This window comes from Pseudomonas sp. Cab53, assembly GCF_018325965.1.
GTDB lineage: Bacteria > Pseudomonadota > Gammaproteobacteria > Pseudomonadales > Pseudomonadaceae > Aquipseudomonas > Aquipseudomonas chlororaphis_E.
On sequence record NZ_AP021902.1, the window covers coordinates 5,550,883 to 5,572,184 of the forward strand.

Sequence of the window (21,302 nt, forward strand, 5' to 3'; positions counted from 1 at the left end):
AACGGGGCGACCAGGGCCCGGCACTCAATTACCGCAGAACTCAGTTACCGCTCGAGTTCAGCGCTTCGGTCAGTGCAGCTTCCACTTCACTGGCGCTTACGCGCAACGGCTTGTCTGCATCACGGCGACGCTTACGCTCGCTGTGATAGGCCAAACCGGTACCGGCCGGGATCAGACGACCCACGACCACGTTTTCTTTCAGGCCGCGCAGGTAATCGCGCTTGCCGGTTACCGCCGCTTCGGTCAGTACGCGAGTGGTTTCCTGGAAGGAAGCCGCCGAGATGAACGATTCGGTGGACAACGACGCCTTGGTGATACCCAACAGAACGCGGGTGAACTTGGCGACAAACTTGTCTTCCGTGCTCAGACGCTCGTTCTCTACCAGTACGTGAGTCAGTTCCATCTGGTCGCCCTTGATGAAACTGGAATCGCCGGACTCGGAGATCTCAACTTTACGCAGCATCTGACGCAGGATGGTCTCGATGTGTTTGTCGTTGATCTTCACGCCTTGCAGGCGATAAACGTCCTGGATCTCGTTCACGATGTACTTGGCCAGCGCACTCACACCCAGCAGACGCAGGATGTCGTGTGGATCGCTCGGACCGTCGGAGATCACTTCGCCGCGGTTGACCTGTTCGCCTTCGAAGACGTTCAGGTGACGCCACTTCGGAATCAGCTCTTCGTACGGATCGCTGCCGTCGTTCGGGGTAATGACTAGACGGCGCTTGCCCTTGGTTTCCTTACCGAACGCGATGGTGCCGCTGACTTCAGCCAGAATCGAGGCTTCCTTCGGACGACGAGCTTCGAACAAGTCGGCAACACGCGGCAGACCACCGGTGATGTCGCGGGTCTTCGAAGTTTCCTGCGGGATACGGGCGATAACATCACCGATCGCGATCCGCGCACCGTCCGCAACACCGACCAGGGCGTTGGCTGGCAGGAAGTACTGAGCGATAACGTCAGTGCCTGGCAGCAACAGATCCTTGCCGTTGTCGTCGACCATCTTCACGGCAGGACGGATGTCCTTGCCAGCAGCTGGACGATCTTTCGGATCGAGCACTTCGATGTTGGTCATACCGGTCAATTCGTCGGTCTGACGTTTGATCGTGATGCCTTCTTCCATGCCCACGTAGGTCACGGTACCTTTCATTTCGGTAACGATCGGGTGAGTGTGCGGGTCCCACTTGGCCACGATGGCGCCAGCGTCGACCTTGTCACCTTCCTTGACCGAAATCACCGCACCATACGGCAGCTTGTAGCGCTCGCGCTCACGACCGAAGTCGTCGGCAATCGCCAGTTCACCGGAACGGGACACGGCAACCAGGTGACCGTCCACACGCTCAACGTGCTTGAGGTTGTGCAGGCGGACAGTACCGCCATTCTTCACCTGTACGCTGTCGGCCGCGGAGGTCCGGCTGGCCGCACCACCGATGTGGAACGTACGCATGGTCAGCTGGGTACCCGGCTCACCGATGGACTGGGCCGCGATAACGCCGACCGATTCACCGATGTTCACCTGGTGACCACGAGCCAGGTCGCGGCCGTAGCACTTGGCGCAAATGCCGTAGCGGGTTTCGCAGCTGATCGGCGAACGCACGATCACTTCATCGATGCTGTTCAGCTCGATGAACTCTACCCACTTCTCGTCTACCAGAGTGCCGGCAGGAACGATGACGTCCTCGGTACCTGGCTTGAATACGTCACGGGCGATGACACGACCCAATACGCGCTCACCCAACGGCTCGACCACGTCGCCGCCTTCGATGTGCGGAGTCATGACCAGGCCATGTTCGGTGCCGCAATCGATCTCGGTCACCACCAGGTCTTGCGCTACGTCTACCAGACGACGTGTCAGGTAACCGGAGTTCGCCGTTTTCAACGCGGTATCCGCAAGACCCTTACGAGCACCGTGCGTGGAGATGAAGTACTGGAGTACGCTCAGGCCTTCACGGAAGTTCGCGGTGATCGGGGTCTCGATGATGGAGCCGTCCGGCTTGGCCATCAGGCCACGCATACCGGCGAGCTGACGGATCTGCGCAGCAGAACCCCGTGCGCCCGAGTCGGCCATCATGTACATCGAGTTGAAGGATTCCTGCTCGACCTCGTCGCCATGACGGTCGATGACTTTCTCTTTCGAGAGGTTGGCCATCATCGCCTTGGAAACTTCGTCGTTCGCCTTGGACCAGAGGTCGATCACCTTGTTGTACTTCTCGCCCTGGGTTACCAGGCCGGAAGCATACTGGCTTTCGATCTCTTTCACTTCCTCGGTAGCGGTACCGATGATGCGGGCTTTTTCATCCGGGATAACGAAGTCGTTAACACCGATGGAAACGCCGGAAATGGTCGAATAGGCAAAACCGGTGTACATCAACTGGTCAGCGAAGATCACGGTTTCCTTCAAGCCAACCACGCGGTAGCACTGGTTGATCAGCTTGGAGATCGCCTTTTTCTTCATCGGCAGGTTGACGACATCGAACGACAGGCCTTTTGGCACAACCTGGAACAACAGCGCACGGCCGACGGTGGTGTCGACGATACGGGTGTTGGTCACGCTGTTGCCATCGCGATCGTTCACGGTTTCGTTGATCCGCACCTTGACCTTGGCATGCAGTGCGGCTTCGCCGGCACGGAACACACGGTCAACTTCCTGCAGATCCGCGAACACACGACCTTCGCCCTTGGCGTTGATCGCTTCACGCGTCATGTAGTACAGACCCAATACAACGTCCTGCGACGGCACGATGATTGGCTCACCGTTGGCTGGCGACAGGATGTTGTTGGTCGACATCATCAACGCACGCGCTTCAAGCTGGGCTTCCAGCGTCAGCGGTACGTGCACGGCCATCTGGTCACCGTCGAAGTCGGCGTTGTACGCAGCACAGACCAGCGGGTGCAGCTGGATAGCCTTACCTTCGATCAGTACTGGTTCAAACGCCTGGATGCCCAGACGGTGAAGGGTAGGTGCACGGTTGAGCAGCACGGGGTGTTCGCGAATCACTTCGGCGAGAACGTCCCAGACCTCTGGCAGCTCGCGCTCGACCATCTTCTTGGCGGCCTTGATGGTGGTCGCCAGACCACGCATTTCCAGCTTGCCAAAAATGAACGGCTTGAACAGCTCGAGAGCCATCTTCTTCGGCAGACCGCACTGGTGCAGACGCAGGGTCGGGCCTACGGTAATTACCGAACGACCGGAGTAGTCAACACGCTTACCGAGCAGGTTCTGACGGAAACGACCTTGCTTACCCTTGATCATGTCGGCCAGGGATTTCAGAGGACGCTTGTTCGAACCGGTGATAGCGCGACCGCGACGACCGTTATCCAGCAAGGCATCCACAGCTTCCTGCAGCATGCGCTTTTCGTTGCGCACGATGATGTCAGGAGCGGACAGATCCAGCAGGCGCTTCAAACGGTTGTTACGGTTGATCACTCGACGATACAGATCGTTGAGGTCGGAAGTCGCGAAACGACCGCCATCGAGCGGAACCAGCGGACGCAGGTCTGGCGGCAGAACCGGTAGAACGGTCAGCACCATCCACTCAGGCAGGTTGCCGGAACCCTGGAAGGCTTCCATCAACTTCAGGCGCTTGGACAGCTTCTTGATCTTGGTTTCGGAGTTGGTTTGCGGAATTTCTTCACGCAGACGGCCAATCTCGTGCTCCAGATCGATCGCGTGCAGCAGTTCACGGACAGCTTCGGCACCCATGCGGGCATCGAAATCGTCACCGAACTCTTCCAGCGCTTCGAAATATTGCTCGTCGTTGAGCAACTGGCCCTTTTCAAGGGTGGTCATGCCCGGGTCGATCACGACATAGCTCTCGAAGTAGAGAACACGTTCGATATCACGCAGGGTCATGTCCATCAGCAAGCCGATACGGGACGGCAGCGATTTCAGGAACCAGATGTGGGCAACCGGCGAAGCCAGTTCGATGTGCGCCATGCGCTCACGACGAACCTTGGCCAGCGCGACTTCAACGCCGCACTTCTCGCAGATCACGCCACGGTGTTTCAAGCGCTTGTACTTACCGCACAGGCACTCGTAATCCTTGACCGGGCCAAAAATCTTGGCGCAGAACAGGCCGTCACGCTCAGGCTTGAACGTACGGTAGTTGATGGTTTCCGGTTTTTTAACTTCACCGAACGACCACGAACGGATCATCTCAGGCGAGGCCAATCCAATACGGATGGCGTCGAACTCTTCGACTTGACCCTGGTTTTTCAGCAAATTCAGTAGGTCTTTCAAGGCCTTTCCTCCTGGCGGAGCAGAGAGCGGGCCAGACAGCCCCGCTCTCGATTCGCGTCACGTGTTATTCGGTTTCCAGATCGATATCGATGCCGAGGGAACGAATTTCCTTGATCAACACGTTGAAGGACTCGGGCATGCCCGGCTCCATACGGTGATCGCCGTCCACGATGTTTTTGTACATCTTGGTCCGGCCGTTCACATCGTCCGACTTCACTGTGAGCATTTCTTGCAGAGTGTAGGCAGCACCGTACGCTTCCAGCGCCCAGACCTCCATCTCCCCGAAACGCTGACCACCGAACTGCGCCTTACCACCCAGCGGCTGCTGGGTAACCAGGCTGTAAGAACCGGTAGAACGAGCGTGCATCTTGTCGTCTACCAAGTGGTTCAGCTTCAGCATGTACATGTAGCCAACGGTAACCGGACGCTCGAACTTGTTGCCGGTACGGCCGTCGAACAGCTGCATCTGGCCGCTTTCCGGCAGGTCTGCCAGCTTCAGCATGGCCTTGATTTCGCTTTCCTTGGCACCGTCGAACACCGGAGTCGCCATTGGAACGCCGCCGCGCAGGTTCTTCGCCAGGTCCAGGATTTCCTGGTCGGAGAAGGTGTCCAGCTCTTCGTTGCGACCGCCGATCTCGTTGTAGATCTCGTGTAGGAACTTACGCAGGTCCGCGACCTTGCGCTGCTCTTCGACCATACGGTTGATCTTCTCACCCAGGCCCTTGGCCGCGAGGCCCAGGTGGGTTTCAAGGATCTGACCAACGTTCATACGCGAAGGTACGCCCAACGGGTTGAGGACCACATCGACCGGGGTGCCATTGGCATCGTGCGGCATGTCTTCAACTGGCATGATCACCGAGACCACACCTTTGTTACCGTGACGACCGGCCATCTTGTCGCCCGGCTGAATGCGACGACGGATTGCCAGGTAGACCTTGACGATTTTCAGCACGCCTGGAGCCAGGTCATCGCCCTGCTGCAGTTTGCGCTTCTTGTCTTCGAACTTGTCGTCCAGCAGACGGCGGCGATCAACGATGTAGGCCTGCGCCTTCTCGAGCTGCTCGTTCAGAGCGTCTTCAGCCATGCGCAGTTTGAACCACTGGCCGTGCTCAAGACCGTCGAGGACTTCGTCGGTGATTTCCTGACCTTTCTTCAGGCCGGCGCCGCCTTCGGCCTTGTGGCCAACCAGCGCAGCACGCAGACGTTCGAACGTCGCGCCTTCAACGATACGGAACTCTTCGTTCAGGTCCTTGCGGATCTCGTCGAGCTGAGTCTTCTCGATGGACAGTGCACGAGCATCACGCTCGACGCCGTCGCGAGTGAAGACCTGTACGTCGATGACGGTACCCTTGGTGCCAGTCGGCACACGCAGGGAGGTGTCCTTCACGTCGCTGGCTTTTTCACCGAAGATGGCACGCAGCAGTTTTTCTTCCGGCGTCAGCTGGGTCTCGCCTTTCGGAGTGACCTTGCCCACCAGGATGTCGCCTGCGCCGACTTCGGCACCTACATAAACGATACCGGCTTCGTCCAGCTTGTTCAGTGCAGCCTCACCCACGTTCGGGATGTCCGCAGTGATTTCTTCTGGGCCAAGCTTGGTGTCACGAGCCACACAGGTCAGTTCCTGAATGTGGATCGTGGTGAAGCGGTCTTCCTGAACCACACGCTCGGACAGGCAGATGGAGTCTTCGAAGTTGAAGCCGTTCCACGCCATGAACGCGATGCGCATGTTCTGGCCCAGCGCCAGTTCACCCATGTCGGTGGACGGACCGTCAGCCATGATGTCGCTGCGCTGAACCCGATCACCCTTGCTGACCAGCGGACGCTGGTTGATGCAGGTGTTCTGGTTGGAGCGGGTGTATTTGGTCAGGTTGTAGATGTCGACACCGGCTTCGCCCGTTTCAACTTCGTCATCGGCAACACGAACCACGATACGGCTGGCATCGACGGAATCGATCACACCGCCACGACGAGCCACGACGCAAACGCCGGAGTCGCGAGCAACGTTACGTTCCATGCCGGTACCCACCAGCGGCTTGTCGGCACGCAGGGTCGGTACAGCCTGACGCTGCATGTTCGAACCCATCAACGCACGGTTGGCGTCGTCGTGCTCGAGGAACGGGATCAGCGACGCAGCCACCGAAACAACCTGCTTGGGCGACACGTCCATCAAGGTGACGTCTTCCGGCGCCTTGACGGTGAACTCGTTCAGGTGACGAACAGCAACCAGCTCGTCGACCAGGACTTTCTTGTCGTTCATCGTGGCCGAAGCCTGGGCGATCACGTGATCGGCCTCTTCGATGGCGGACAGGAACACGATCTCGTCGGTCACCAGGGCGTCTTTCACCACACGGTACGGGCTCTCGAGGAAGCCGTACTGGTTGGTGCGCGCATAGGCTGCCAGGGAGTTGATCAGACCGATGTTCGGACCTTCCGGCGTCTCGATCGGGCATACACGACCGTAGTGGGTCGGGTGTACGTCACGAACTTCGAAGCCTGCGCGCTCACGGGTCAGACCACCTGGGCCGAGTGCGGAGACACGACGCTTGTGGGTGATCTCGGACAGCGGGTTGTTCTGGTCCATGAACTGGGACAGCTGGCTCGAACCGAAGAACTCCTTCACCGCCGCAGCCACTGGCTTGGCGTTGATCAGGTCTTGCGGCATCAGGCCTTCGCTTTCAGCCATCGACAGGCGTTCCTTGACCGCACGCTCTACACGCACCAGGCCAACGCGGAACTGGTTCTCGGCCATTTCGCCTACGCAGCGAACACGGCGGTTACCCAGGTGGTCGATGTCATCGACGATGCCTTTGCCGTTACGGATGTCGACCAGGGTCTTGAGGACCGCAACGATGTCATCCTTGTTCAGCACGCCCGAACCTTCGATCTCGGTACGACCGATACGACGGTTGAACTTCATCCGGCCGACCGCAGACAGATCATAGCGCTCAGGGCTGAAGAACAGGTTGTTGAACAGGGTCTCGGCTGCATCCTTGGTTGGCGGCTCGCCAGGACGCATCATGCGATAGATCTCGACCAGGGCTTCCAGCTGGTTGCCGGTGGAGTCGATCTTCAGCGTGTCAGAGATGAACGGACCGCAGTCGATATCGTTGGTGTACAGGGTTTCGATACGAACGACCTGAGCCTTGACGATTTTCGCCAGGATTTCGACGGACAGCTCGGTGTTGCACTCTGCAATGATTTCGCCAGTAGCCGGATGCACGATGGCCTTCGCCGTGGTGCGACCCAGGACGTAGTCCATCGGCACCTGCAGCTCTTTGATCCCGGCTTTTTCCAGCTGGTTGATGTGGCGAGCGGTGATACGACGACCCTGCTCGACAATAACCTTGCCTTTGTCGTCCTGGATGTCCAGGACCGCGATTTCACCGCGCAGGCGCTGAGGCACCAGTTCCAGGCTGAGGTTTTCACCCTGCACGTGGAAGACGTTGGTGGTGTAGAACGCGTCCAGCACTTCCTCGGTGGTATAGCCGAGCGCGCGCAGCAGTACCGAAGCCGGCAGCTTGCGACGACGGTCGATACGCACGAAGACGCAGTCTTTCGGATCGAACTCAAAGTCCAACCACGAACCGCGGTAAGGAATGATGCGCGCGGAGTAAAGCAGTTTGCCGGAGCTGTGCGTCTTGCCACGGTCGTGGTCGAAGAACACGCCCGGAGAACGGTGCAGCTGGGAAACGATTACACGCTCGGTACCGTTGATTACGAAGGTACCGTTCTCAGTCATCAGGGGGATTTCACCCATGTAGACTTCTTGCTCTTTGATGTCCTTGATCGCTTTGTTCGACGATTCTTTGTCGAAAATGATCAGGCGCACTTTTACCCGCAAAGGTACGGCGTAAGTTACACCGCGCAATACGCATTCTTTGACATCAAATGCCGGTTCGCCCAGGCGATAACCGACGTACTCCAGCGCAGCATTGCCGGAGTAGCTGATGATCGGGAAAACGGATTTGAAGGCCGCATGCAGGCCCACGTCGCGGAACTGATCTTTAGTCGCTCCCGCTTGCAAGAATTCACGATACGAATCCAGCTGGATGGCCAGGAGGTACGGCACATCCATGACGTCCGGCAACTTGCTAAAGTCCTTGCGGATACGTTTTTTCTCAGTATATGAGTAAGCCATCAGCGTTCCCCAGCTTGGTCACCTGCTTGTTTGGCCTCTCCCGACGGGAGCAGCCAGAAAATCGTGCAAACCCCATGGTTTGCGCCACCACATCGGGTGGTTACAGCTCGTTACCAGCACCAACCCAGTCGGCTGCCAATAACGGAAAAAGGCCGGTGGCAAGAGCCACCAGCCATCAGCCTGTCGCTTAACGCTCGGGCTGGAGACGCAAGGTCGAAATTACTTGATTTCGACAGCAGCGCCTGCTTCTTCCAGCTTCTTCTTGGCGTCTTCAGCAACTTCTTTGGTAACGCCTTCGGAGATGACCTGAGGAGCGGTGTCAACCTTCTCCTTGGCTTCTTTCAGGCCCAGACCGGTCAGCTCACGAACAGCCTTGATCACGTTAACTTTCTTCTCGCCAGCGGCGGTCAGGATAACGTTGAACTCGGTTTGCTCTTCAGCAGCAGCAACAGCAACAGCTGGGCCGGCAGAAGCAGCAGCAGCGGTAACGCCGAATTTTTCTTCGAAAGCTTTGATCAGCTCAACAACTTCCATTACGGACATGTTGCCAACGGCTTCGAGGATATCGTTTTGAGAGATAGACATGAATCTAAATTCCTGGATTGGGGGACGGCCTACGCGACCATCGAAATAAACAAAAAACGCGGAAAGGAGTGTCGAGCCTTAGGCTGCGGCAGCTTCTTTCTGGTCGCGCAATGCCGCCAGAGTACGAGCCAATTTGCTGGTTGCGCCTTGAATCACGCTCATCAGCTGAGAAATTGCTTCGTCACGGGTCGGCAGAGTTGCCAGTACGTCGATCTGGTTAGCTGCGAGGAACTTGCCCTCGAACGCAGCTGCCTTAATCTCGAACTTGTCCTGACCTTTGGCGAATTCCTTGAACAAACGGGCAGCAGCGCCAGGATGTTGGGTGGAGAACGCGATCAAGGTCGGGCCGGTGAACACGTCGTTGAGAACACTGTATTCAGTGTCAGCAACAGCGCGCTTGAGCAGGGTGTTACGTACTACACGTACGTAAACGCCAGCTTCACGAGCCTCTTTACGGAGTCCGGTCATTGCGCCTACTGTTACGCCACGGGCATCAGCCACGACAGCGGACAGAGCAGCTTTGGCAGCCTCGTTGACTTCAGCGACGATGGCCTTCTTGTCTTCGAGTTTAATTGCCACGGGTTTAACTCCTGCTTGTTACCGTTTCATTCGGTCGGAACCGAATGTCGTTTTGGTGTCTGATTCGGTAAGGAACCGGGAGCACCATCTGCGTAGGCTTGTGGTTTAAGACTTGCGTCGCCTACGGTCTTGGACAGCCCCCGCCAGGCAGGGACCCCAATTTTTCGATTGACGCAATTGCTTGCGCCAACCTTAAGTCTTACGCGTCGAGCGAGCTCTGATCGATGACCAGACCTGGGCCCATGGTGGTGCTCAGGGTAACGCGCTTGACGTAGATACCTTTCGAGGAAGCTGGCTTGATACGCTTCAGATCAGCGATCAGGGCTTCAACGTTTTCCTTCAGCTTGACGGCGTCGAAGCCGATCTTGCCAACGGAAGTGTGGATGATGCCGTTTTTGTCGGTGCGATAACGAACCTGACCAGCCTTGGCGTTCTTGACCGCGGTAGCTACGTCTGGTGTTACGGTGCCGACTTTAGGGTTAGGCATCAGACCACGTGGACCGAGGATCTGACCCAACTGACCCACAACGCGCATGGCATCCGGGGATGCGATCACTACGTCGTAGTTCAGGTCGCCGCCCTTCATTTCAGCAGCCAGATCGTCCATGCCTACGCGGTCAGCGCCAGCAGCCAGAGCAGCTTCAGCCGCTGGACCCTGGGTGAACACGGCAACACGAACGGTCTTGCCAGTGCCGTGTGGCAGCACGGTAGCGCTACGAACGACCTGGTCGGATTTACGTGGGTCAACGCCCAGGTTTACAGCAACGTCGAACGACTCGCTGAACTTGACAGTCGACAGCTCAGCCAGCAGAGCGGCGGCGTCTACAAAGTTGTAGGCCTTGCCTGCTTCGATTTTGCCGGCGATAGCCTTTTGACGCTTGGTCAGCTTAGCCATTACACACCCTCCACGTTAAGGCCCATGCTACGAGCAGAACCGGCGATAGTACGCACGGCTGCATCCATATCAGCTGCAGTCAGATCCGCGTTTTTGGTTTTCGCGATTTCTTCCAGCTGAGCACGGGTAACGGTGCCAACCTTAACGGTGTTTGGACGAGCGGAACCGCTGGTCAAACCTGCAGCCTTCTTCAGCAGAACCGAAGCAGGGGTGCTTTTTGTTTCGAAAGTGAAGCTACGGTCGCTGTAGACAGTGATGATCACTGGAGTCGGCAGACCTGGCTCAAGACCCTGAGTACGGGCGTTGAAAGCCTTGCAGAATTCCATGATGTTCACGCCGTGCTGACCCAGAGCAGGACCAACAGGTGGGCTTGGGTTAGCCTGAGCGGCCTTCACTTGCAGCTTGATGTAAGCGGTAATCTTCTTGGCCATGAGGCACTCCAATTACGGGTTCGAACGCCTCGAAAGGCTCCCCGGTTACTTGCGCGTTTATCCCAGTGACGACAAAACCCCACAGCCTAGGGCTGCGGGGTTGGGATGCCTGCTCAATCAGACCTTTTCGACCTGACTGAACTCGAGCTCTACCGGAGTAGAGCGTCCGAAAATGAGCACTGCCACTTGGATCCGGCTCTTTTCGTAGTTAACTTCTTCAACCGTACCGTTAAAGTCGGCGAATGGACCGTCGGTGACGCGAACCACTTCACCCGGCTCAAACAGCGTTTTCGGCTTAGGCTTGTCGCTACCATCAGCAACACGACGCAGAATGGCTTCTGCCTCTTTGTCAGTAATTGGCGCAGGCTTATCAGCGGTACCGCCAATGAAACCCATCACCCGAGGGGTATCCTTGACCAAGTGCCAAGTCCCTTCGTTCATATCCATCTGTACCAGCACGTAGCCTGGAAAGAACTTGCGTTCACTTTTGCGCTTCTGGCCATTACGCATCTCAACCACTTCTTCAGTGGGGACCAGAATCTCGCCAAAGCCGTCTTCCATGCCAGCCAGCTTTACGCGCTCAATCAGCGAGCGCATGACATGCTTCTCGTAACCCGAGTAAGCATGCACAACGTACCAACGCTTAGCCACGGGACACCCTTAGCCAACAATCAAGGAAACAAGCCAACCGAGCAGGGAATCAAGACCCCACAACAGCAACGCCATGACCAGGACAACAGCCACGACAATCAGCGTGGTCTGCGTGGTCTCTTGGCGAGTCGGCCATACGACTTTACGAATCTCGGTGCGAGCTTCCTTAGCGAGTACAAAGAAAGACTTGCCCTTGGCTGTCTGCAGACCAACGAAGGCAGCAACGGCAGCAATGGCGAGCAATGCAAGTACGCGGTACAGGATCGGCGAAGCAGAGTAATACTGATTGCCAACAACGCCAACAACCACCAAAGCGACTACCACTAGCCACTTAAGCAGATCGAAGCGAGAGCCTTGAGCTTCAGCTTTAGGAGTCATCTATCAGATCCTGTGAAAAGAAAGCCAGACACACCGAGTGAATCTGGCAGGTCAGGAGGGAATCGAACCCCCAACCTACGGTTTTGGAGACCGTCGCTCTGCCAATTGAGCTACTGACCTAAAACAAAATCAGGCCGACCATTATGCCGGCCCGAAAAAGACATTACAACTGTTTACTCGATGACTTTGGCTACGACGCCAGCGCCGACGGTACGACCGCCTTCACGGATAGCGAAACGCAGACCGTCTTCCATCGCGATAGTCTTGATCAGAGTGACAGTCATCTGGATGTTGTCACCTGGCATTACCATTTCAACGCCTTCTGGCAGCTCGCAGTTACCAGTCACGTCAGTTGTACGGAAGTAGAACTGTGGACGGTAGCCTTTGAAGAACGGAGTATGACGACCGCCTTCTTCCTTGCTCAGAACGTAAACTTCTGCGGTGAACTTGGTGTGCGGCTTGACGGTGCCTGGCTTGACCAGAACCTGGCCACGCTCAACGTCGTCACGCTTGGTGCCGCGCAGCAGCACACCGCAGTTCTCGCCAGCACGACCTTCGTCGAGCAGCTTGCGGAACATTTCAACGCCGGTGCAGGTAGTTTTCTGAGTGTCGCGCAGACCGACGATCTCAACTTCTTCCTGGATGCGGACGATGCCACGCTCAACACGACCAGTCACAACAGTACCGCGACCGGAGATCGAGAAGACGTCTTCGATTGGCATCAGGAACGGCTTGTCGATAGCACGCTCTGGCTCTGGGATGTAGCTGTCCAGAGTTTCAACCAGCTTCTTCACAGCGCTGGTGCCCATTTCGTTGTCGTCTTGGCCGTTCAGGGCCATCAGAGCCGAACCGATGATGATTGGAGTGTCATCACCTGGGAAGTCGTAAGTGCTCAGCAGGTCGCGCACTTCCATCTCAACCAGTTCCAGCAGCTCAGCGTCGTCAACCATGTCAGCCTTGTTCAGGAAGACAACGATGTACGGAACGCCTACCTGACGGGACAGCAGGATGTGCTCACGGGTTTGTGGCATCGGACCATCGGCGGCCGAGCAAACCAGGATCGCGCCGTCCATCTGGGCAGCACCGGTGATCATGTTTTTTACGTAGTCGGCGTGACCTGGGCAGTCAACGTGTGCGTAGTGACGCACGGACGAATCGTATTCAACGTGAGCGGTGTTGATGGTGATACCGCGAGCTTTCTCTTCCGGGGCGCTGTCGATCTTGTCGAAGTCAACCTTGGCCGAACCGAAAACTTCGGAGCAGACACGGGTCAGAGCAGCGGTCAGAGTGGTTTTACCGTGGTCGACGTGACCAATGGTACCCACGTTGACGTGCGGCTTATTACGTTCGAACTTTTCCTTAGCCATCGAAATCACCCTTAGGAGAAGAAATTTAGCGAGTCACACAAGCCATTAAAACAAAGGCAGATATTTTCATATCTGCCTTGTTATATGGAGCTCTTGAGCGGATTTGAACCGCTGACCTCACCCTTACCAAGGGTGTGCTCTACCAACTGAGCTACAAGAGCGAAACACTTTGCACGACCTGCAAGTTTGGAGCGGGTAGCGGGAATCGAACCCGCATCATCAGCTTGGAAGGCTGAGGTTCTACCACTAAACTATACCCGCGGAGCCTGCAGCTCACGCTAGAAACTGGTGGAGGGGGAAGGATTCGAACCTTCGAAGTCGTAGACGTCAGATTTACAGTCTGATCCCTTTGGCCGCTCGGGAACCCCTCCTAAGCGAGCCGGCATTCTATATCATGCCAGCCTTCTGTCAAGCATTTTCTCATTAAAAACCTGAGGTTAGCTGCGTTGACTACGCTTCGACGTGCCAACCGGTAAAGGTCTTCACTGCGAAGCGGGCGCCATTCTATGCAAACTACCCAGCAGGTGCAACCCCCTCACAAGGCATTATTTTATGTTTTAACTCATTGAATTCTTTAGAAAGGTTTTGAACCAGGGTTTCATTCACCTTCGCACCGCTGTCTGGCGAAACCTGAACCCAGAAACCAGCATTCTCAGATGAGTTTTGCACGCCCAATGTCACGGGACGAGCTACGACACCCGATGCCGCCAGGCGCTGCTCCAATTGCCTGGCCATTTCCGGACGCGCCAAACCACCCAGGTAGACGCACGAAGTTTTTTGCGCCTCAGCGCTTGTAGAGTCGCGCCGGGCAAGCGCATCTGCTGTTTCGCTCAAGAGATGAATATCTTGCTGGGAGCCACGATACAAACTCAGCGGAGTGACATCCTTGGCTCGGAGGGGCGCCTCTTGCTGGTGCCAAACGTAATAAAAGACATTCAAAACCAGCAATAACAGAAACAGCCAGCGCATAGAAACCTCAAGATAAAGGACAGGCCATCGCCAGCCCGACAAAAACCAAGTCAGGCACCACTCTGGCACCAGGGACAACGCCGGAAACAAGATTGGCATCGCCTCCGGTGAGGAACACCACGAAGTCCTGCCCCCAATATTGCCGCGCGAGCTCAAGCTGAGTCAGGACGAAGCCCCTGAGCATCAGCAAACAACCACGCTCCACAGCCTCGACGGTCGTGCGACCAGGAGCGAGGCTCTCGTGGGCCCGCTCAGCGGCAGTATCGTCGTAGCGAATTCGCCGAGTATGGGTGCGCAATTGGTTACGCATCAACGGCATACCAGGACAGATAAACCCTCCGAGGTGCTCACCATCTGCCGCCACGAAATCGGCGGTGATCGCCGTACCGAAATCAAGCACCAGGCATGCACCTGCAGCAAGATGGTATCCGCCGAGAAGGGCTAGCCATCGATCCAGACCCAACCGTTCAAAGTCTTCATAGCCGTTTCGCACGCCCGCCATCTCGCGAGTAGGTATGGCACGAACCACGGACACACCAAATGCGTTAACCAACATGGCAACCAGCGAATCAGTTTCTTCCGGCGTCCGAACACTCACCAGCCGACACTTCTTCAACTGGAATTTTTCGGCATCCTTCAAGCTCACCAACAGATCGCCATCAGAGCTGACAACACCTCCTTCAATAGGCGTTACTGCATCTGAGCGAAGTACACGCCACTTGATAAAACTATTGCCGCAATCGAGCTCAAGAATCATCACGCAACCTCAAGCTGAGCTCACCGCCGCTAAATGTTTTTTCCACACCATCCACCTTCAAACGCAGCGCACCTTGGTGATCGATCCCCATGACAACGCCGTCGATTCGATTGACTCCAGCGATTAGCGACACAGCCCGCCCCTGCCACAAGTGAAACCTCTCCCACTCCGATTGGATCGCAGCAAACCCCGCCTCATGATGAAGCGCCAGATATTGCTGAAGCTTCGCACCCAAGCGAGCCACAAGCTCATTGCGATCAAAATCTCGACCCGACTCAAGACTCATGGATGTCCACTGCTGATCGACCTCGTCAGTCGAGCGCATATTCACGTTAATTCCTACACCCAGAACCACATGACAAACATCCGCCGGATCTCCCACCAACTCAAGCAGGATGCCAGCGATCTTCTTGTCACCCACCAGGACGTCGTTGGGCCATTTCAATGCCGCTTCCGCAATTCCCATGTCGCGCAGCGCATGCATGACAGCAAGCCCTACAACGAGGCTCAGCCCTTCTATCTGACGCATGCCACCGTCAATGCGCAACACCAGGCTGTGATAGAGATTGTCTGCAAACGGACTGACCCACTTGCGACCGCGACGACCGCGCCCGGCTATCTGCCTCTCAGCCAGAACCAGGAACGGCGCCTGGACACCACGCTCGATGGAACGCAGCGCCTCGGCGTTGGTGGAGTCGATGGAATCGAATACATGAACAGACCACTCACAGAGGCCATTTGCACAGATTTGCGCCACATCCAGAAGCAACAGCGGCTTGGCCAACTGGTACCCCTTACCTCGGACCTTATGAACCGATAGACCCAAGTCTGCCTCCAAGTGCTGTAGTTGCTTCCAGACAGCACTACGACTGATACCCAGCGCAGCACCCAGCGCCTGACCCGAATGAAAGCGACCGTCCTTGAGAAGTTTTAGCAACGTGAGCATGCGGACTGCGCCCTGACAATGAGGCCCGCATGATAGCCATGCGCAAGACGGTTGCATAGAAACACAAAATGACTTTCCTGCGGGCAAAACAAAACCCCAACTGCTTTCGCAATTGGGGTTTCGGAATTTAATCTTGACGATGACCTACTCTCACATGGGGAAACCCCACACTACCATCGGCGATGCATCGTTTCACTTCTGAGTTCGGGATGGGATCAGGTGGTTCCAATGCTCTATGGTCGTCAAGAAATTCTTGAGCCAGCGCGCTTTTCAGCGTTCCAGCAAATCGGGTATGTGATCGGGTGTGAGCCGCAAACTTTCGGTTTGTTTCGTCTTCACCACACCGCAATCTGGCTTTCTAAGCGCAAATTGCTTGGGTGTTATATGGTCAAGCCTCACGGGCAATTAGTACAGGTTAGCTCAACGCCTCACAGCGCTTACACACCCTGCCTATCAACGTCGTAGTCTTCGACGGCCCTTCAGGGAGCTCAAGGCCCCAGTGAGATCTCATCTTGAGGCAAGTTTCCCGCTTAGATGCTTTCAGCGGTTATCTTTTCCGAACATAGCTACCCGGCAATGCCACTGGCGTGACAACCGGAACACCAGAGGTTCGTCCACTCCGGTCCTCTCGTACTAGGAGCAGCCCCTCTCAAATCTCAAACGTCCACGGCAGATAGGGACCGAACTGTCTCACGACGTTCTAAACCCAGCTCGCGTACCACTTTAAATGGCGAACAGCCATACCCTTGGGACCGGCTTCAGCCCCAGGATGTGATGAGCCGACATCGAGGTGCCAAACACCGCCGTCGATATGAACTCTTGGGCGGTATCAGCCTGTTATCCCCGGAGTACCTTTTATCCGTTGAGCGATGGCCCTTCCATACAGAACCACCGGATCACTAAGACCTACTTTCGTACCTGCTCGACGTGTCTGTCTCGCAGTCAAGCGCGCTTTTGCCTTTATACTCTACGACCGATTTCCGACCGGTCTGAGCGCACCTTCGTACTCCTCCGTTACTCTTTAGGAGGAGACCGCCCCAGTCAAACTACCCACCATACACTGTCCTCGATCCGGATAACGGACCTGAGTTAGAACCTCAAAGTTGCCAGGGTGGTATTTCAAGGATGGCTCCACGCAGACTGGCGTCCACGCTTCAAAGCCTCCCACCTATCCTACACAAGCAAATTCAAAGTCCAGTGCAAAGCTATAGTAAAGGTTCACGGGGTCTTTCCGTCTAGCCGCGGATACACTGCATCTTCACAGCGATTTCAATTTCACTGAGTCTCGGGTGGAGACAGCGCCGCCATCGTTACGCCATTCGTGCAGGTCGGAACTTACCCGACAAGGAATTTCGCTACCTTAGGACCGTTATAGTTACGGCCGCCGTTTACCGGGGCTTCGATCAAGAGCTTCGCGTTAGCTAACCCCATCAATTAACCTTCCGGCACCGGGCAGGCGTCACACCCTATACGTCCACTTTCGTGTTTGCAGAGTGCTGTGTTTTTAATAAACAGTCGCAGCGGCCTGGTATCTTCGACCGGCGTGGGCTTACGCAGCAAGTGCTTCACCCTCACCGGCGCACCTTCTCCCGAAGTTACGGTGCCATTTTGCCTAGTTCCTTCACCCGAGTTCTCTCAAGCGCCTTGGTATTCTCTACCCAACCACCTGTGTCGGTTTGGGGTACGGTTCCTGGTTACCTGAAGCTTAGAAGCTTTTCTTGGAAGCATGGCATCAACCACTTCGTCACCCAAAGGGTAACTCGTCATCAGCTCTCGGCCTTGAAACCCCGGATTTACCTAAGATTTCAGCCTACCACCTTAAACTTGGACAACCAACGCCAAGCTGGCCTAGCCTTCTCCGTCCCTCCATCGCAATAACCAGAAGTACAGGAATATTAACCTGTTTTCCATCGACTACGCTTTTCAGCCTCGCCTTAGGGACCGACTAACCCTGCGTCGATTAACGTTGCGCAGGAAACCTTGGTCTTTCGGCGTGGGTGTTTTTCACACCCATTGTCGTTACTCATGTCAGCATTCGCACTTCTGATACCTCCAGCAAGCTTCTCAACTCACCTTCACAGGCTTACAGAACGCTCCTCTACCGCATCACTTACGTGATACCCGTAGCTTCGGTGTATGGTTTGAGCCCCGTTACATCTTCCGCGCAGGCCGACTCGACTAGTGAGCTATTACGCTTTCTTTAAAGGGTGGCTGCTTCTAAGCCAACCTCCTAGCTGTCTAAGCCTTCCCACATCGTTTCCCACTTAACCATAACTTTGGGACCTTAGCTGACGGTCTGGGTTGTTTCCCTTTTCACGACGGACGTTAGCACCCGCCGTGTGTCTCCCATGCTCGGCACTTGTAGGTATTCGGAGTTTGCATCGGTTTGGTAAGTCGGGATGACCCCCTAGCCGAAACAGTGCTCTACCCCTACAGTGATACATGAGGCGCTACCTAAATAGCTTTCGAGGAGAACCAGCTATCTCCGAGCTTGATTAGCCTTTCACTCCGATCCACAGGTCATCCGCTAACTTTTCAACGGTAGTCGGTTCGGTCCTCCAGTCAGTGTTACCTAACCTTCAACCTGCCCATGGATAGATCGCCCGGTTTCGGGTCTATTCCCAGCGACTAGACGCCCTATTAAGACTCGCTTTCGCTACGCCTCCCCTATTCGGTTAAGCTCGCCACTGAAAATAAGTCGCTGACCCATTATACAAAAGGTACGCAGTCACAGAACAAAGTCTGCTCCCACTGCTTGTACGCATACGGTTTCAGGATCTATTTCACTCCCCTCTCCGGGGTTCTTTTCGCCTTTCCCTCACGGTACTAGTTCACTATCGGTCAGTCAGTAGTATTTAGCCTTGGAGGATGGTCCCCCATATTCAGACAAAGTTTCTCGTGCTCCGTCCTACTCGATTTCACTTCTAAGATCCTTTCGCGTACAGGGCTATCACCCACTATGGCCGCACTTTCCAGAGCGTTCCGCTAAAATCAAAGAAGCTTAAGGGCTAGTCCCCGTTCGCTCGCCACTACTAAGGGAATCTCGGTTGATTTCTTTTCCTCAGGGTACTTAGATGTTTCAGTTCCCCTGGTTCGCTTCTTGCACCTATGTATTCAGTGCAAGATAACCATCTTATGATGGCTGGGTTCCCCCATTCAGACATCTCCGGATCACAGTCTGTTTGCCGACTCCCCGAAGCTTTTCGCAGGCTACCACGTCTTTCATCGCCTCTGACTGCCAAGGCATCCACCGTATGCGCTTCTTCACTTGACCATATAACCCCAAGCAATCTGGTTATACTGTGAAGACGACATTCGCCGAAAATTTGCATGCTCAATTAAGAACGCTCACAAATTTTACCTTAGCCTGATCCGTTACCAGTGAAAGTAACGTTCAGTCTATCTTTCTATCACATACCCAAATTTTTAAAGAACGATCCAGTCAAAAGACCAGAAATCAACATTCACCATCGCGTCGATGGAATGCTCATTTCTAAGCTTTCAGTCTCAGAAGCAGTAGTGGTGGAGCCAAGCGGGATCGAACCGCTGACCTCCTGCGTGCAAGGCAGGCGCTCTCCCAGCTGAGCTATGGCCCCGTATTTCTACAGGCGTTTCCCACACAAAATTGGTGGGTCTGGGCAGATTCGAACTGCCGACCTCACCCTTATCAGGGGTGCGCTCTAACCAACTGAGCTACAGACCCAATTTCGAGCTTGTAACTGTTAGCGTGCGCTATCAGCTTGGAGCTTAAAGCTGCTTCTAATCGTCTTCTTCAATGAATCAAGCAATTCGTGTGGGAGCTCATGGAGCCGCTGCTGTCGTCGATTAAGGAGGTGATCCAGCCGCAGGTTCCCCTACGGCTACCTTGTTACGACTTCACCCCAGTCATGAATCACACCGTGGTAACCGTCCCCCCGAAGGTTAGACTAGCTACTTCTGGTGCAACCCACTCCCATGGTGTGACGGGCGGTGTGTACAAGGCCCGGGAACGTATTCACCGCGACATTCTGATTCGCGATTACTAGCGATTCCGACTTCACGCAGTCGAGTTGCAGACTGCGATCCGGACTACGATCGGTTTTATGGGATTAGCTCCACCTCGCGGCTTGGCAACCCTCTGTACCGACCATTGTAGCACGTGTGTAGCCCAGGCCGTAAGGGCCATGATGACTTGACGTCATCCCCACCTTCCTCCGGTTTGTCACCGGCAGTCTCCTTAGAGTGCCCACCATAACGTGCTGGTAACTAAGGACAAGGGTTGCGCTCGTTACGGGACTTAACCCAACATCTCACGACACGAGCTGACGACAGCCATGCAGCACCTGTCTCAATGCTCCCGAAGGCACCAATCCATCTCTGGAAAGTTCATTGGATGTCAAGGCCTGGTAAGGTTCTTCGCGTTGCTTCGAATTAAACCACATGCTCCACCGCTTGTGCGGGCCCCCGTCAATTCATTTGAGTTTTAACCTTGCGGCCGTACTCCCCAGGCGGTCAACTTAATGCGTTAGCTGCGCCACTAAGAGCTCAAGGCTCCCAACGGCTAGTTGACATCGTTTACGGCGTGGACTACCAGGGTATCTAATCCTGTTTGCTCCCCACGCTTTCGCACCTCAGTGTCAGTATCAGTCCAGGTGGTCGCCTTCGCCACTGGTGTTCCTTCCTATATCTACGCATTTCACCGCTACACAGGAAATTCCACCACCCTCTACCATACTCTAGCTCGACAGTTTTGAATGCAGTTCCCAGGTTGAGCCCGGGGCTTTCACATCCAACTTAACGAACCACCTACGCGCGCTTTACGCCCAGTAATTCCGATTAACGCTTGCACCCTCTGTATTACCGCGGCTGCTGGCACAGAGTTAGCCGGTGCTTATTCTGTCGGTAACGTCAAAATTGCAGAGTATTAATCTACAACCCTTCCTCCCAACTTAAAGTGCTTTACAATCCGAAGACCTTCTTCACACACGCGGCATGGCTGGATCAGGCTTTCGCCCATTGTCCAATATTCCCCACTGCTGCCTCCCGTAGGAGTCTGGACCGTGTCTCAGTTCCAGTGTGACTGATCATCCTCTCAGACCAGTTACGGATCGTCGCCTTGGTGAGCCATTACCTCACCAACTAGCTAATCCGACCTAGGCTCATCTGATAGCGCAAGGCCCGAAGGTCCCCTGCTTTCTCCCGTAGGACGTATGCGGTATTAGCGTTCGTTTCCGAACGTTATCCCCCACTACCAGGCAGATTCCTAGGCATTACTCACCCGTCCGCCGCTCTCAAGAGGTGCAAGCACCTCTCTACCGCTCGACTTGCATGTGTTAGGCCTGCCGCCAGCGTTCAATCTGAGCCATGATCAAACTCTTCAGTTCAAA

At 55.4% G+C, this 21,302-nt stretch carries 12 protein-coding genes, 6 tRNA genes and 3 rRNA genes; all 21 read right to left on the reverse strand.

Annotated elements, in window-relative coordinates; genetic code table 11:
* Positions 1–40 precede the first annotated feature (40 nt).
* Complete coding sequence (rpoC, locus tag KI241_RS24455) at positions 41–4,240, reverse strand: DNA-directed RNA polymerase subunit beta' (RefSeq protein WP_042730527.1); 4,200 nt, start codon at positions 4,238–4,240, stop codon at positions 41–43.
* A 64-nt stretch (positions 4,241–4,304) separates the two neighbouring features.
* Positions 4,305–8,378 carry a DNA-directed RNA polymerase subunit beta gene (rpoB, locus tag KI241_RS24460; protein ID WP_042730528.1) on the reverse strand — a complete coding sequence of 1,358 codons (4,074 nt, stop codon included), beginning with the start codon at positions 8,376–8,378 and terminating at the stop codon, positions 4,305–4,307.
* Between the two features lie 219 nt (positions 8,379–8,597).
* Complete coding sequence (rplL, locus tag KI241_RS24465; RefSeq protein WP_047739312.1) at positions 8,598–8,963, reverse strand: 50S ribosomal protein L7/L12; 366 nt, start codon at positions 8,961–8,963, stop codon at positions 8,598–8,600.
* Positions 8,964–9,041: 78 nt separating this feature from the next.
* Complete coding sequence (gene rplJ, locus KI241_RS24470; protein ID WP_003206099.1) at positions 9,042–9,542, reverse strand: 50S ribosomal protein L10; 501 nt, start codon at positions 9,540–9,542, stop codon at positions 9,042–9,044.
* A gap of 199 nt (positions 9,543–9,741) precedes the next feature.
* Positions 9,742–10,437: a 50S ribosomal protein L1 gene (gene rplA, locus KI241_RS24475; RefSeq protein ID WP_003186095.1), complete on the reverse strand. Its 696-nt coding sequence runs from the start codon at positions 10,435–10,437 to the stop codon at positions 9,742–9,744.
* Positions 10,437–10,868, reverse strand: a complete 432-nt coding sequence (gene rplK / locus KI241_RS24480; RefSeq protein WP_003176435.1) for a 50S ribosomal protein L11 — start codon at positions 10,866–10,868, stop codon at positions 10,437–10,439. Before rplK ends, rplA begins: the two co-directional genes overlap by 1 nt.
* 117 nt (positions 10,869–10,985) lie before the next feature.
* Positions 10,986–11,519 carry a transcription termination/antitermination protein NusG gene (gene nusG / locus KI241_RS24485; RefSeq protein WP_010443972.1) on the reverse strand — a complete coding sequence of 178 codons (534 nt, stop codon included), beginning with the start codon at positions 11,517–11,519 and terminating at the stop codon, positions 10,986–10,988.
* Positions 11,520–11,528: 9 nt separating this feature from the next.
* Positions 11,529–11,897 carry a preprotein translocase subunit SecE gene (secE, locus tag KI241_RS24490; RefSeq protein ID WP_003186101.1) on the reverse strand — a complete coding sequence of 123 codons (369 nt, stop codon included), beginning with the start codon at positions 11,895–11,897 and terminating at the stop codon, positions 11,529–11,531.
* A 44-nt stretch (positions 11,898–11,941) separates the two neighbouring features.
* A tRNA-Trp gene (locus tag KI241_RS24495) sits at positions 11,942–12,017 on the reverse strand.
* Positions 12,018–12,070: 53 nt separating this feature from the next.
* A complete protein-coding gene (gene tuf / locus KI241_RS24500; RefSeq protein WP_047736380.1) occupies positions 12,071–13,264 on the reverse strand; it encodes an elongation factor Tu in 1,194 nt (397 codons plus the stop codon).
* A gap of 85 nt (positions 13,265–13,349) precedes the next feature.
* A tRNA-Thr gene (locus KI241_RS24505) sits at positions 13,350–13,425 on the reverse strand.
* Positions 13,426–13,451: 26 nt separating this feature from the next.
* Positions 13,452–13,525 (reverse strand) — tRNA-Gly (locus KI241_RS24510).
* A gap of 25 nt (positions 13,526–13,550) precedes the next feature.
* A tRNA-Tyr gene (locus KI241_RS24515) sits at positions 13,551–13,635 on the reverse strand.
* A 142-nt stretch (positions 13,636–13,777) separates the two neighbouring features.
* Entirely contained in the window at positions 13,778–14,233 is a 456-nt protein-coding gene (locus KI241_RS24520) for a hypothetical protein (protein WP_042732896.1), read from the reverse strand.
* 7 nt (positions 14,234–14,240) lie between these two features.
* Entirely contained in the window at positions 14,241–14,990 is a 750-nt protein-coding gene (locus KI241_RS24525; RefSeq protein WP_042732897.1) for a pantothenate kinase, read from the reverse strand.
* Positions 14,980–15,936: a bifunctional biotin--[acetyl-CoA-carboxylase] ligase/biotin operon repressor BirA gene (birA, locus tag KI241_RS24530; protein ID WP_042732898.1), complete on the reverse strand. Its 957-nt coding sequence runs from the start codon at positions 15,934–15,936 to the stop codon at positions 14,980–14,982. Before birA ends, KI241_RS24525 begins: the two co-directional genes overlap by 11 nt.
* A 131-nt stretch (positions 15,937–16,067) precedes the next feature.
* Positions 16,068–16,183: ribosomal RNA gene (rrf, locus tag KI241_RS24535) — 5S ribosomal RNA — on the reverse strand.
* 137 nt (positions 16,184–16,320) lie between these two features.
* Positions 16,321–19,210: ribosomal RNA gene (locus tag KI241_RS24540) — 23S ribosomal RNA — on the reverse strand.
* 246 nt (positions 19,211–19,456) lie between these two features.
* Positions 19,457–19,532, reverse strand: a tRNA-Ala gene (locus KI241_RS24545).
* A gap of 30 nt (positions 19,533–19,562) precedes the next feature.
* A tRNA-Ile gene (locus KI241_RS24550) sits at positions 19,563–19,639 on the reverse strand.
* 123 nt (positions 19,640–19,762) lie between these two features.
* Positions 19,763–21,299, reverse strand: a 16S ribosomal RNA gene (locus KI241_RS24555).
* The 16S, 23S and 5S rRNA genes sit together here with 2 tRNA genes alongside, the layout of an rRNA operon.
* Between the last annotated feature and the right edge of the window lie 3 nt (positions 21,300–21,302).